13 protein-coding genes are annotated in these 12,718 nt (G+C 70.7%); 8 read left to right on the top strand and 5 right to left on the bottom strand.

What is annotated here, in order from left to right; all coding sequences use genetic code 11:
• The first annotated feature begins 36 nt into the window (after positions 1-36).
• Positions 37-705, top strand: coding sequence for a Maf family protein (locus GA0070619_RS00255; RefSeq protein ID WP_088946188.1), 669 nt, complete (start codon positions 37-39; stop codon positions 703-705).
• Positions 702-1,355, top strand: a complete 654-nt coding sequence (locus tag GA0070619_RS00250; RefSeq protein WP_088946187.1) for an O-methyltransferase — start codon at positions 702-704, stop codon at positions 1,353-1,355. The genes GA0070619_RS00255 and GA0070619_RS00250 overlap by 4 nt, the downstream gene beginning before the upstream one ends.
• 142 nt (positions 1,356-1,497) lie before the next feature.
• Here GA0070619_RS00250 and GA0070619_RS00245 read toward each other — a convergent pair whose 3' ends face one another.
• The 3 genes from GA0070619_RS00245 to GA0070619_RS00235 form a co-directional block, all read right to left on the bottom strand.
• Positions 1,498-2,253 carry an ABC transporter permease gene (locus GA0070619_RS00245; RefSeq protein ID WP_088946186.1) on the bottom strand — a complete coding sequence of 252 codons (756 nt, stop codon included), beginning with the start codon at positions 2,251-2,253 and terminating at the stop codon, positions 1,498-1,500.
• Between the two features lie 94 nt (positions 2,254-2,347).
• Complete coding sequence (locus tag GA0070619_RS00240) at positions 2,348-3,307, bottom strand: ATP-binding cassette domain-containing protein (protein ID WP_088946185.1); 960 nt, start codon at positions 3,305-3,307, stop codon at positions 2,348-2,350.
• A gap of 121 nt (positions 3,308-3,428) precedes the next feature.
• Positions 3,429-4,040, bottom strand: coding sequence for a PadR family transcriptional regulator (locus GA0070619_RS00235; protein ID WP_088946184.1), 612 nt, complete (start codon positions 4,038-4,040; stop codon positions 3,429-3,431).
• A 148-nt stretch (positions 4,041-4,188) separates the two neighbouring features.
• On the opposite strand from GA0070619_RS00235, the gene GA0070619_RS00230 reads away from it, so the two are divergent.
• On the top strand, positions 4,189-5,940 hold the full coding sequence (locus GA0070619_RS00230; RefSeq protein ID WP_088946183.1) for an acetyl/propionyl/methylcrotonyl-CoA carboxylase subunit alpha: 1,752 nt from the start codon (positions 4,189-4,191) through the stop codon (positions 5,938-5,940).
• A gap of 75 nt (positions 5,941-6,015) precedes the next feature.
• Here GA0070619_RS00230 and GA0070619_RS00225 read toward each other — a convergent pair whose 3' ends face one another.
• Entirely contained in the window at positions 6,016-6,909 is an 894-nt protein-coding gene (locus GA0070619_RS00225) for a LysR family transcriptional regulator ArgP (RefSeq protein WP_088946182.1), read from the bottom strand.
• A gap of 69 nt (positions 6,910-6,978) precedes the next feature.
• Between GA0070619_RS00225 and GA0070619_RS00220 the strand changes: the two genes are divergently transcribed.
• Together GA0070619_RS00220 and GA0070619_RS00215 are read left to right on the top strand one after the other, a co-directional pair.
• Positions 6,979-7,575: a LysE/ArgO family amino acid transporter gene (locus tag GA0070619_RS00220; protein WP_088946181.1), complete on the top strand. Its 597-nt coding sequence runs from the start codon at positions 6,979-6,981 to the stop codon at positions 7,573-7,575.
• An 82-nt stretch (positions 7,576-7,657) separates the two neighbouring features.
• Entirely contained in the window at positions 7,658-9,097 is a 1,440-nt protein-coding gene (locus tag GA0070619_RS00215; protein ID WP_088946180.1) for a GuaB1 family IMP dehydrogenase-related protein, read from the top strand.
• A gap of 113 nt (positions 9,098-9,210) precedes the next feature.
• On the opposite strand, the gene GA0070619_RS00210 is transcribed toward GA0070619_RS00215, so the two are convergent.
• The gene (locus tag GA0070619_RS00210) at positions 9,211-9,768 is read right to left on the bottom strand and encodes a TetR/AcrR family transcriptional regulator (RefSeq protein ID WP_088946179.1); all 558 of its coding nucleotides are present in this window, start codon (positions 9,766-9,768) and stop codon (positions 9,211-9,213) included.
• Between the two features lie 83 nt (positions 9,769-9,851).
• Between GA0070619_RS00210 and GA0070619_RS00205 the strand changes: the two genes are divergently transcribed.
• Genes GA0070619_RS00205 through GA0070619_RS00195 form a run of 3 tightly spaced genes read left to right on the top strand, consistent with a single transcriptional unit; the run spans position 9,852 to position 12,533 of the window.
• The gene (locus GA0070619_RS00205) at positions 9,852-10,298 is read left to right on the top strand and encodes a DoxX family protein (protein ID WP_088946178.1); all 447 of its coding nucleotides are present in this window, start codon (positions 9,852-9,854) and stop codon (positions 10,296-10,298) included.
• A gap of 25 nt (positions 10,299-10,323) precedes the next feature.
• Entirely contained in the window at positions 10,324-10,806 is a 483-nt protein-coding gene (locus GA0070619_RS00200; RefSeq protein ID WP_088946177.1) for a MarR family winged helix-turn-helix transcriptional regulator, read from the top strand.
• On the top strand, positions 10,800-12,533 hold the full coding sequence (locus GA0070619_RS00195) for an ABC transporter ATP-binding protein (RefSeq protein WP_088946176.1): 1,734 nt from the start codon (positions 10,800-10,802) through the stop codon (positions 12,531-12,533). The genes GA0070619_RS00200 and GA0070619_RS00195 overlap by 7 nt, the downstream gene beginning before the upstream one ends.
• The last annotated feature ends 185 nt before the right edge of the window (positions 12,534-12,718 follow it).

Here is a 12,718-nt window from a genome sequence, read left to right as displayed (position 1 = left end):
AGTCGTGGTGGAGGGCTTGCCGGTAACGTCGGGCTCGTGTCTGACTCTTTGCCGCTCCGCCTCGTGCTCGCTTCGGCGAGCCCTGCCCGTCGTAAGTCCCTCCAGGCCGCCGGCATCGAGCCGGACGTGCTGGTCAGCGGGGTGGACGAATCCCTGGTGGTGACCGACCGGGCCGAGGAGTTGTGCCTGGAGTTGGCGCGGCTCAAGGCCCAGGCGGTGCTGACCCGGCTGAGCCCGGCCAGCGATCAACGGACGCTGGTGATCGGCTGTGATTCAGTGCTGGCCTTCGACGGGGAGATCCTCGGTAAGCCGGCGGACCCGGCGGATGCGACCCGACGTTGGCTGCGGATGCGGGGGCGCAGCGGTGTTCTGCACAGTGGGCACTGCCTGATCGACGTCGTCGCCGGACGACGCGCGGAGGCGGTCGCCTCGACAACCGTCCACTTTGCCGACATCAGTGACGACGAGATCGCCGCGTACGTGGCCAGTGGCGAGCCGCTGGCCGTGGCCGGCGCGTTCACGATCGACGGGCTCGGCGGGGCGTTCGTGGAGCGGATCGAGGGAGACCCGGGCACGGTGGTCGGGTTGTCGATGCCGCTGCTGCGCCGCCTCCTCGCCGAACTCGATCTGCGGATCACCGACCTCTGGACGAAGGTCGCGCCGGGCGGCCAATCTGTCGAGCCACTCGGTAACGTCCGGTCATGACCACCAAGTCGATCCCGCTCACCGATGAGCTGCACGCGTACCTTGTCGCACACGGCGCTCCGCCCGACGAGATCATCCAGGACCTGGCCGAGGAAACCCGGTCGGTGTTGCCGGAGCACGCCTCCATGCAGGTGGCACCGGAGCAGGCGGCCTTCCTGACCTTCCTGACCCGGCTCCTCGACGTGCGGCAGGCCGTCGAGATCGGCACGTTCACCGGGCTGTCGTCGCTGGCGATCGCCCGTGGGCTACCCGACGGTGGGCAACTGACCTGCTTCGACATCTCCGAGGAGTTCACCGGCATCGCCCGGCGCTACTGGGCGCGTGCCGGTGTGCAGGACCGGATCGACCTGCGGATCGGCCCGGCCGGGGAAACGTTGCGGGAGTTGCCGCACGAGCGCTACCTGGACTTTGCGTTCATCGACGCCGACAAGACGGGCTACCCGGTCTACTGGGCCGAGTTGGTGCCCCGGATGCGACCCGGTGGAGTGATCGCGGTCGACAACGTTCTGCGCGGCGGGCGGATCCTCGCGCCGCAGAACGAAGGCGACCGCGCCATCGCCGCCTTCAACGACGAGGTGCTCGCCGACGTACGGGTGGACCCGGTGATGCTGCCGATCGCGGACGGTCTCACCCTCGCCCGGGTGCGCTGAGCGCGATGATCCACTCGAGTTCCTGGAAGTCGCGGCATCCCACGCGGTAGGACACCCCGACTTCCAGGAAACCGAGTCGATCAAGGGCGAGCAGGCAAGCCAGGACAGCCCCAGGCAGGCAGGCCGGCAGGCCGGCCAGCTTCTAGCGGACGCTGCGGGCGAACTGACGTGCCGCCCAGTAGACGCCCAGCACGGCGAGCACCGCGGTGATGCTCAGGCCCTGCCAGACCTTGTCGCTGCCCAGGTCACCGGCGAACAACGCGCGGGTGCCGTCGACCGCCCAGGAGAACGGGTTCCAGTCGGCGATGCCCTGCAACCAACCGGGCGCGAACGTCAGCGGCAGCAGGATGCCGGACAGCAGCAGCACCGGCTGTGCCACGGTGTTCATCAGGGGGGCCAGCGCGTCCTCGCTCTTGACCTTGAGCGCCACGCCGTAGGAGACGGCCGAGGTCATGAGGGCGATGAGGGCGAGCATCAGGTACGCCAGTAGCAGGTCACCGATGAACACCCGCAGGTCGAACAGGAGCGCCAACAGGGTGATGATGACGGCCTGCACGAGAAGTGAGACCACGTCGCGCAGCGAGCGGCCGAGCAGCAGGGCGAGCCGGCTGATCGGGGTGACCCGGGAGCGTTCGATGACCCCGGCTCGCAGCTCGGCGATGAGGCCGAAGCCCTGGAACAGGCCACCGAAGATGGCCAGCAGGACGAGCAGACCGGGTACGAAGATCTTGTAGGCGGCGGCCTGGGTGGGTGCGTTCAGGGCTGGCTTGAGCAGCGGGGCGAAGAGCAGCAGGTACATCACCGGCTGGAAGACGCCGACGAAGACCCAGACCGGGTTGCGCAGCAGCAACTGGGTCTGCCGCTGGAAGATCAGCCACGTGTCACGGGCGAATTTCATGAGTGGTCTCCGGGTGATCAGGACTCGCGCAGCGAGCGGTGGTCAGGACTCGCGCAGCGAGCGGTGCCGGTAGAAGAGCCCGGCCCGCTGCTGGTCAGGACTCGCGCAGCGAGCGGCCGGTCTTGGTGAGGAAGACGTCGTCCAGGCTGGGTCGGTGCAGCTCGATCGAGCGCAGCTCCAGGCCTGCGTGGTCGAGTCGGCGTAGCACCTGCGGGATGGCGGTGGCGCCTTCGTCGACGTAGAGGCGCAGGCCGCCCTCGTCGACGGTTTCCAGTTTGTTGACGTACGCCTCGCCGTCGAGCGACTGGGCGGCCTGCGGGGTCGCGGCCAGGTCGAGGCCGACCAGCACGACGTCGCCGGAGATCTCCCGCTTGAGCTCGGCGGGGGTGCCCTCGGCCACGATCTCGCCGTTGTCCATGATCGCGATCCGGTCGCAGAGCGCGTCGGCCTCGTCCAGGTAGTGCGTGGTGATGAAGACGGTCATCCCGTCGTTGCGCAGCCTCCGGATCTCGTCCCACATGTGCGCGCGGCTCTGCGGGTCGAGGCCGGTGGTCGGTTCGTCCAGGAAGACGATCTTCGGCTCGTGGATGATGCCGAGCGCGATCTCGACCCGCCGGCGCTGTCCACCGGAGTAGGTCTTGCACTTGCGGTCGGCGTACTCGGTGAGCTGGAAGGCGTCCAGCGCGCGGGCGGCGCGGCGCTGCGCGTCGGCCTTGCCGATGCCGTACATGCGGGCGTGCAGCACCAACTCCTCGCGGGCGGTGGACTCGTCCCAGGTGCTGCCGCCCTGCGGGACGTAGCCGATCCGTCGGCGCACCTCGGCCGGGTCCTTGCGCAGGTCGGCGCCGGCGATGGTGGCGTCGCCGCCGTCCGGCTCGATCAGCGTGGCGAGCATCCGCAGCGTGGTGGTCTTGCCTGCGCCGTTCGGGCCGAGAAAGCCGAAGATCTCGCCCTCGGTGACCTTGAGGTCGACGCCCCGCACGGCGTCCACCGTCTTCGTCTCTCGACCCGCGCGGGAGCGGAAGGACTTCCGCAGCCCCCTGGTCTCGATCATCTCTGCTCCTGGTCGTTCGGGTCGGCCGGGCCGACCTCCGAGTGGGACGACGCCGGACGGCGCACTCCCCCGCTGTGCCGTCAGCAGGCTAACGCGATATAGCTTCTATGGTCAACGTTGATTATTTCGCGTTCGAGCCCGGCGGGTCCCCGTCGTTCCCCCAACCCGACCAACCTTCGGCGTTCTCCAGCTCAGCAGGCAGGTACGACACACCGGATTCGATCCGTTCCGCGATCCGCTCGCACCAGCCCAGCTCAGCCTCCGCCCGCTCCGACCAGAGTTCGAACAACCAACCGACGTGCACCGGCTTGCTCTTGCGCATCCAGTCGGACTCCAACGAGGCACGCATCGAGGCGACGCTGGCGCGCAGCAGGTTGGCCCGGTTCCGTAGGGCCGCCGCCGCCTCGGTGCGGGGCAGCGCCGGCAGGAAGCCGAACGCCGCGGAGAACGGGTCCAGCGGCTCGGACAGGCCCCACCAGAAGCCGCGCAGCAACGTCTGGAACTCGTCCTCCCCCACCGGCGTCACCTCGTACGTGGTCCGCGCCGGACGGGCACCGACCTGCTCGGTGGCAACGGCCCTGAGCAGCCCTTCCTCGCTGAGCTTGCGCAGGGCGTGATAGATCGAGCCGGGCTGCACGTTCGCCCACTTGTCGGCACCCCAGCTCAGCAGCTCACGGCGCACGTCGTAGCCGTGCACGGGCTGCATCCACCGCACCAGACCGAGGATCATCAATCGAGTCGAAGACACCACACAAGCGTAATAGACAAGTTTGACTAGAGCGTTGCGGCACAGTGCGGCATCCCACACTGAGCGATCGTTAGGGCCAGCAGGGTGGCCGATACACTCCCCGTCAGTAACCTGCCCGGGAGGAGCCACGAAGGTGCGCAAGGTACTCATCGCCAACCGCGGCGAGATCGCCGTCCGGGTGATTCGTGCGTGCCGCGACGCCGGTCTGGACAGCGTCGCCGTGTACGCGGACTCCGACCGTGACGCCCTGCACGCCACTCTCGCGGACGAGGCGTACGCGCTCGGCGGCGACAGCGCGACCGAGACGTACCTGCGCATCGACAAACTGCTCGACGTCGCCGCCCGGTCCGGCGCCGACGCCGTGCACCCCGGCTACGGCTTCCTCTCCGAGAACGCCGACTTCGCCCAGGCTGTCATCGACGCCGGGCTGACCTGGATCGGCCCCACCCCGCAGGCGATCCGCGACCTGGGCGACAAGGTGACCGCGCGGCACATCGCCCAGCGCGCCGGCGCTCCGCTGGTGCCGGGCACCCCGGACCCGGTGGCCAACCCGGACGAGGTGATGGCGTTCGCCGTCGACCACGGCCTGCCGGTCGCCATCAAGGCCGCCTTCGGTGGCGGCGGACGCGGCCTCAAGGTCGCCCGGACGATGGAGGAGATCCCGCAGCTCTTCGAGTCGGCCACCCGGGAGGCGGTCGCGGCGTTCGGCCGGGGCGAGTGCTTCGTCGAGCGTTACCTGGACAAGCCCCGGCACGTCGAGGCGCAGGTCCTCGCCGACCAGCACGGCAACGTGATCGTGGTCGGCACCCGGGACTGCTCGTTGCAGCGTCGGCACCAGAAGCTCGTGGAGGAGGCTCCCGCGCCGTTCCTCAGCGACGCCCAGCGGGCCCAGATCCACGACAGCGCCAAGGCGATCTGCCGCGAAGCCGGTTACCACGGCGCCGGCACTGTCGAATACCTGGTCGGCGTGGACGGCACCATCTCCTTCCTGGAGGTCAACACCCGACTCCAGGTCGAGCACCCGGTCACCGAGGAGACCGCCGGCATCGACCTGGTCCGCGAGCAGTTCCGGATCGCCGACGGTGAGAAGCTGCGGATCACCGAGGACCCGACGCCGCGTGGGCACTCCATCGAGTTCCGGATCAACGGCGAGGACCCGGGCCGCAACTTCCTGCCGGCCCCGGGCACGGTCACCGCACTGCGGCTGCCCACCGGCCCGGGCGTGCGGGTCGACACTGGCATCTCGGCCGGCGACGTGATCGGCGGCAACTTCGACTCGCTGCTCGCCAAGGTGATCATCACCGGTGAGACGCGGACCGAGGCGCTGGAGCGCGCCCGTCGCGCGCTGGACGAGATGGTCCTCGACGGCATGGCCACCGCGCTGCCGTTCCACCGGCTGGTCGTGCGAGACGAGGCGTTCACCGCCGAGCCGTTCAGCGTGCACACCCGGTGGATCGAGACGGAGTTCCACAACACCGTGCCGCCGTTCACCGCCGCCGCCGGCACCGCCGAGGCGCCGGCCGAACGCGCGACCGTCGTGGTCGAGGTGGGTGGCAAGCGCCTCGAGGTCAGCCTCCCCGCCAGCTTCGGCGGGAGTACGACCACCGCAGCACCCGCCTCCCGCAAGGCGGGCCGGCGCGGTGGCGGTGCCAAGGCCGGCGCTCCGGTCGGCGGCGACACTCTCGCCTCACCGATGCAGGGCACCATCGTCAAGATCGCAGTGGCGGACGGCGACACCGTGGCCGAGGGCGACCTGGTGGTGGTGTTGGAGGCGATGAAGATGGAGCAGCCGTTGCACGCCCACAAGGCGGGTACGGTCAGCGGTCTCAGCGCCGAGGTCGGCGCCGTGATCACCGCCGGCGCCCCCATCTGCACCATCGCCTGAGCGACTGCCCGGAAGGCCCCTGACGGCTGCGGCGGGCGATCGGCCCCGACGTGCCGGGTTAGACGGGGCCGGCGGTCAGCGCAGGCTCTCGGCGGCGACCGCGCGGACGGCGGCGGTCAGGGCGTTCAGCACGTCCGACTCCAGTCGCCAGTGCTGCCAGTGGAGCGGGACGTCCAGGTGTCGGCCCGGCACGAGGTCGACGCAGCGACCGGCGGCCAGGTCGGCCTCGGCGATCTGCTCTGGCACCAGGCTCCAGCCCAACCCGAGCCGGAGGGCCTCGCTGATGGCCGGCACCGACGGCACGTAGTGCACCGGCGGGTCGAGCGGTCGGCCCGCCACCGCACGGATGAAGCGGTGCTGCACCCGGTCCTTCCGGTCGAAGACGATCAGCGGCGTGACCGCCAGCGCGGACGCGGTTAAACCCCCGGCGAAGTGGGACGACGCGAACTCCGGGGTGGCCAGCGCGCGGTAGCGCATGGCCCCGAGCTGCAGCACACGACAGCCCTGCACGGCCTCCCGCTGGGCGGTGACCGCCGCCGTCACCGAACCGTCCCGGAGCAGCTCGGCGGTGTGGTCCTGGTCGTCCTGCCGCAGGTCGAAGGAGAGCCCGGCCTCCTGCGGCAACCGGGCCAGCGCGGCGGGGAACCAGGTGGCCAGTGAGTCCGCGTTGACCACCACGGCGACCCGGACGCGGCCACCACCGGCCAGCGGGCCTCGGGCGTCGGCCAGTGCCTCCCGTTCGAGCAGCGTGAGCTGGCCTGCCAGGCGCAGCAGTGGGCGGCCGGCGTCGGTCGCCACGCACGGTCGGGCGCGGCGGACCAGCACCTGGCCGACCGTCTCCTCCAGTGCTTTGATCCGTTGACTCACCGCCGACGGCGTGACGTGCAGCAGCCGGGCCGCCGCGTCGAAGCTGCCCTCCGACACCACCGCGGCGAGCGTGCGCAGCTGCGCCGAGTCGAGACCGTCCATAAGCAGAGCTTAAGTTGCGTCAGAATCTTTAGTTGGACTGGTGGAGGTCGAAAGCCCTAGCGTCGATCCGTGCTCACCTCCGCCGTCGCCGGCTTCTCGATCTCCATCGCCCTCATCGTCGCCATCGGCGCCCAGAACGCCTTCGTCCTGCGTCAGGGCCTGCGCCGCGAGCATGTCGTACCCGTGGTGCTGACCTGCGCCGCGTCGGACGCGCTGCTGATCATGGCGGGCGTGGCCGGGGTCGGCACGCTGGTGACGGGTCGGCCGGGCCTCCTGGCGGCGATCCGGTGGGGCGGCGCGGCGTTCCTCCTCTGCTACGCGCTGCTCGCCGCCCGCCGCGCGCTGCGTCCCGGCACCCTGTTGCCCACCGAGCGGCCGCCGGCCACGCTGGGGGCGACCCTGCTCGCCTGCGCCGCCTTCACCTACCTGAACCCCCACGTCTACCTGGACACCGTGCTGCTGCTCGGCGGGGTCGCCCAGCAGCACCCGCACCGGTGGGTGTTCGGTGCCGGAGCCGCCCTGGCCAGCGGGGTCTGGTTCACCGCCCTCGGCGTCGGCGCGCAGCGCCTCGCGCCGCTGCTCGCCCGTGCTGGCGCCTGGCGGGTGCTGGACGCGGTCATCGCCGTCGTGATGGCCGGGCTCGCCGTGGCGCTCCTGGTGGGCTGACCAGCTCTGACGCGGCGTCGACGGGAGTGTTTTCCACGACCACCGGCGGCGGGACGCTCCACGAGCGGGGATGATGGGCCGAGTGCGGTTCCTACACGGCGCGGCTCCCGCGCACGACCTGACCTATACCGACGTCTTCATGGCGCCGGCCCGTTCCGACCTGGGCTCCCGGCTCGACGTCGACCTTTCCACCAGCGACGGCACCGGCACCACCATCCCGCTGGTCGTGTCGAACATGACAGCGGTCGCCGGCCGGCGGATGGCCGAGACGGTGGCCCGCCGGGGCGCGATCGCGGTGATCCCGCAGGACATCCCGATCGAGGTGGTGGCGAATGTCGTCGCCTGGGTCAAGCAGCGGCACCTGGTCTACGACACGCCGATCACCCTGGGGCCCACCGAGACCGTGGGCGACGCCATCCACCTGCTGCCCAAGCGTTCGCACGGCGCGGTGATCGTGGTCGACGACGCCGGCCGGCCGATGGGCGTGGTGACCGAGGCGGACACCACGGGCGTGGACCGGTTCGCTCAGCTGCGGCACGTGATGTCCACCGAGCTGCACACAGTGCCGGCGGACGCGGACCCGCGTACCGGTTTCGACCTGCTCTCGGCGGGCCGTCGCCGGCTCGCTCCGGTGGTGGACGTTGAGGGCCGGCTGGTCGGGGTGCTGACCCGGCAGGGCGCGCTGCGCGCGACCCTCTACACCCCGGCCGTGGACGACCGCGGTCGGCTTCGCATCGCCGCGGCGGTCGGCATCAACGGTGACGTGACCGGCAAGGCCGCCGCGCTGCTGGAGGCGGGGGTGGACACGCTGGTCGTGGACACCGCGCACGGCCACCAGGCGCGGATGATCTCGGCGCTTCAGGCGGTCCGCAAGTTGGACCCGGGGGTGCCGGTGGCGGCTGGCAACGTGGTGACCGCCGAGGGGGTACGCGACCTGGTCGAGGCCGGGGCGGACATCATCAAGGTCGGCGTCGGGCCGGGTGCCATGTGCACCACCCGGATGATGACCGGCGTGGGTCGGCCGCAGTTCTCCGCCGTGCTCGACTGCGCCGCCGCCGCCCGCGAGTTGGGCCGGCACGTCTGGGCCGACGGCGGGGTGCGCCACCCACGGGACGTGGCACTCGCGCTCGCCGCCGGGGCGTCGAACGTGATGATCGGCTCCTGGTTCGCCGGCACCTACGAGTCCCCCGGTGACCTGTACACCGACGCGGACGGCCGGCGGTACAAGGAGAGCTTCGGGATGGCCTCGGCCCGGGCGGTCAGTGCCCGTACCGCCGACGACAGCCCGTACGACCGGGCCCGCAAGGCGGTGTTCGAGGAGGGCATCTCCTCGGCCCGGATGCACCTGGACCCGGCGCGACCCGGCGTCGAGGACCTGATCGACGAGATCATCGCCGGGGTGCGCAGCGCGTTCACGTACGCCGGCGCACGGGACCTGACGCAGTTCCACGACCGGGCGATCGTCGGCGTGCAGAGCGCCGCCGGCTTCACCGAAGGAATGCCCCTCCCCACAAGCTGGTAACCCCACCACCCATCCTCGTTGATCATGAAGTTATTGCCTCTCGCATCGGCGTGTCATGGCAATAACTTCATGATCGACCGAGAAAGGCCGAGGTCGGCGGGGGCACCGCGCCCTCAGGTGGCCAGGCGGCGGAGGACTTCGCGGGCTGCCTTGCGGGGGTCGTCGCCCACCCGCTCGGGCAGCGCGCCGGCCAGCCAGAGGGTGGCGAAGCCGTGCGCAATCGACCAGGCGGCGAGCGCGTCCCGGTCGGTGTCACCCGGGGCGCCACCGGTGGGCAGGGTGGCCACCCCGGAACGGAGCGCGGCGCCGGAGCGCTCCCGGGCCGCGATCAGCTCGGCGTCGTCGGCCCGGTAGAGCTCGGGCCGGAACATCACCTCGAAGTACGCGCGGTGCGTGACGGCGAAATCGACGTACGCGACGCCGGCCTCCAGCACGTCGTCCGCTTCGATGAGCTTCTGCGCCAGCAGGTCGAAGCCCTGGGCGGCAAGCGCGGTGAGCAGGCCCGCCTTGTCGCCGAAGTGGTGCGCGGGCGCGGCGTGCGAGACACCGGCCCGACGGGCGAGGTCGCGCAGACTCAGCGCGGCGGGCCCGACCTCCGCGATGGCCTCCAGAGCTGCGGCGAGCAGGGCGCGGCGCAGGTCGCCGTGATGGTACGCACGCGTCTCGGTCATGCCCCAATCCTATCTTGTCATTGACAAGATGCTCCCCCGGCGCGCAATCTTGTCACTGACAAGTTTCACCGAGGAGGTTTTCGATGGCACCCCTGATCGCTCTGGTCGTCGGCACCGCGCTGGCCCGAATCGCCGGCCTGGCCGGCATCTCCGCACTGGATGGTTGGCATCCCGCACTACGGGTCGGGCTGGCCGTGATGTTCGCGCTGACCGCCGTCGCGCACTTCGTCGGTCAGCGCCGGGCGGACCTGATCGCGATGGTCCCGCCGCGGCTGCCCCGCCCGGATCTGCTGGTCACGCTCACCGGCGTGCTGGAGCTGGTCGGCGCGGTCGGCCTGCTGATCCCGGCGACCGCCCGGGTGGCGGCGGCCGGGCTCGCCCTGCTCATGCTGGCGATGTTCCCGGCCAACGTCTCGGCCGCCCGCCGGAGGCTCACCCTCGCCGGGCGTCCCGTCACCCCGCTCGCACAGCGCACGGTCCTGCAGATCGTGTTCGTCACCACTGCTGCGGCAATTTCGTTTGGGCCCTGACTATCAGGGAGCTAATCTACCCGTCGTGGAACTCGTGACCCTCCAGGACGTGCCGCTCGGCCGACTGCTGGTGGTGGCCGGGCACCTGGTCGGGCAGCGGTGGAACCGCTACCTCGCCGAGGAGCACGGCCTCACCCAGGCCGGCATGGTCACCCTGATGACACTCGCACGACACGGCGAGCTGCCCCACCGGGAGGTCGCCGAGAAAGGCTTCGTGCGCCCGGCGACCCTCACCGGCATCGTGGACACGCTGGCCCGGGAGGGGCTCGTCGAGCGGCAACGCGACGACAGCGACCGACGCAGCGTCCGACTCGCCCTCACCCCTGCCGGGCGGGAGCGAGTGTCCGCGCTCAGCGCACTGATGCACTCCGGACGCCCGCTCACCTCGGTCGACGCCGACCCGGTGAAGGCCCAGGTGATCCGCGAGTTCCTGTTGGAGGTCATCGGCAGCGGGGACGACCCGCGGATGACCGGACGCCCTACCGAACCGAAGGATCCGGCGTGCTGATCCGACTGTTGCGCAGCCAACTGCGCACCTACCAACGACCGTTGCTGGCGGTGGTGCTGCTCCAGTTCGTGGGCACCATGGCCTCGCTCTACCTGCCCAGCCTCAACGCCGACATCATCGACCAGGGCGTGGCGCGCGGCGACACCGACTACATCGTGCGCACCGGCGGGTGGATGCTGCTGGTCAGCCTCATCCAGATCGTCTGTTCGATCGCCGCGGTCTACCTCGGCGCGCGGGTCGCGATGGGCTTCGGCCGGGACGTACGCGCCAGGCTGTTCGGGCACGTCAACCGCTTCTCCGCCCGCGAGGTGGCCCGGTTCGGTGCGCCGTCGCTGATCACCCGCAACACCAACGACGTGCAACAGGTGCAGATGCTCGTGCTGATGAGCTGCACGATGCTCGTCGCGGCGCCGATCATGAGTGTCGGCGGCGTGTTCATGGCGCTGCGCGAGGACATCGGGCTGTCCTGGCTGATGCTGGTCAGCGTGCCGGTGCTGGCCATCACGCTCGGTGCGATCATCCGCCGGATGGTGCCGGGCTTCCGGCTCATGCAGACCCGGATCGACACGGTCAACCGGGTGCTGCGCGAGCAGATCACCGGCATCCGGGTGGTCCGCGCGTTCGTCCGCGAGCCGTACGAGACGGACCGCTTCGGCGTCGCCAACGCCGACCTGACCGCCACCGCGCTGCGGACCGGCCGGCTGATGGCGTTGATCTTCCCGGTGGTCATGCTGGTGCTGAACGTCTCCAGCGTGGCGGTGCTCTGGTTCGGCGCACAGCGCGTGGACTCCGGCGCCATCCAGGTCGGCGCGCTCACCGCGTTCCTGCAATACCTGATGCAGATCCTGATGGCCGTGATGATGGCCACCTTCATGCTGATGATGGTGCCCCGGGCCGCGGTCTGCGCCGAGCGGATCACCGAGGTGCTGGACACCGACTCCTCGGTGGTCCCCGCCGCCGAGCCGGTCACCGACCTGCCTACCCGGGCCGAGTTGGAGATGCGCGGGGTGCGCTTCCAATATCCGGGCGCGGTCGACCCGGTGCTTCGGGACATCTCCTTCCGGGCCACCCCGGGCACCACCACGGCGATCATCGGCAGCACCGGCGCCGGCAAGACGACCCTGCTGTCGTTGATTCCCCGTCTGGTCGACGTCACCGGGGGCGCGGTGCTGGTCGACGGGGTGGACGTGCGGGAGTTGGCACCGGACGAGCTGTGGCGACGTATCGGCCTGGTGCCGCAGCGGCCGTACCTGTTCACCGGGACGGTCGCCAGCAACCTGCGGTACGGCAACCCCGACGCCACCGACGAGGAACTGTGGACGGCGTTGGAGATCGCCCAGGCCCGGGACTTCGTGGCCCAGATGCCGGGCGGTCTGGAAGCACCGATCGCCCAGGGCGGCACCACCGTCTCCGGTGGACAGCGGCAGCGCCTGGCCATCGCGCGGGCGTTGGTCCGGCAACCGGAGATCTACCTCTTCGACGACTCGTTCTCCGCGCTCGACCTGGGCACCGACGCGCGGCTGAGAGCGGCACTGCGGCCGGTCACCGCGCAGTCCGCAGTCGTGATCGTCGCCCAACGGGTCTCCACGATCATCGACGCCGACCAGATCATCGTTCTTGAGGACGGAGGGGTCGTCGGAGTGGGACGACACACCGAGTTGTTGGAGACCTGCCCGACGTACGCCGAGATCGTGGCCTCCCAGCAGACGGCGGAGGTGGCGGCATGAGCGAGCCCGACAACACGCGTACCCCGGCCGTACCCAGTCAGAAGCCGGCCGGCGACGGACGGACACCGGATGAGACCGCGCAGCAACCCGGCGGGGGACCCGCGCAGCAACCCGGCGGGGAAACCGCGCCGGAGACCGGCGGTGGCGCGGCGACGCCGAAGCGGCTGCCACCGGGCGGTCAGCGC

The sequence above is a fragment of the Micromonospora zamorensis genome, assembly GCF_900090275.1.
In the GTDB taxonomy this organism is placed as follows: Bacteria; Actinomycetota; Actinomycetes; order Mycobacteriales; family Micromonosporaceae; genus Micromonospora; species Micromonospora zamorensis.
The sequence above is the reverse complement of the archived record's forward strand: the minus strand, read 5'-3'. Positions and strand labels throughout refer to the sequence as shown.

Coding starts and splice junctions, on each gene's coding strand:
- GA0070619_RS00250 (WP_088946187.1), top strand. CDS start 702: ATGACCACCAAGTCGATCCCGCTCACCGATGAGCTGCACGCGTACCTT.
- GA0070619_RS00245 (WP_088946186.1), bottom strand. CDS start 2,253: ATGAAATTCGCCCGTGACACGTGGCTGATCTTCCAGCGGCAGACCCAG.
- GA0070619_RS00240 (WP_088946185.1), bottom strand. CDS start 3,307: ATGATCGAGACCAGGGGGCTGCGGAAGTCCTTCCGCTCCCGCGCGGGT.
- GA0070619_RS00225 (WP_088946182.1), bottom strand. CDS start 6,909: ATGGACGGTCTCGACTCGGCGCAGCTGCGCACGCTCGCCGCGGTGGTG.
- GA0070619_RS00210 (WP_088946179.1), bottom strand. CDS start 9,768: ATGACCGAGACGCGTGCGTACCATCACGGCGACCTGCGCCGCGCCCTG.
- GA0070619_RS00205 (WP_088946178.1), top strand. CDS start 9,852: ATGGCACCCCTGATCGCTCTGGTCGTCGGCACCGCGCTGGCCCGAATC.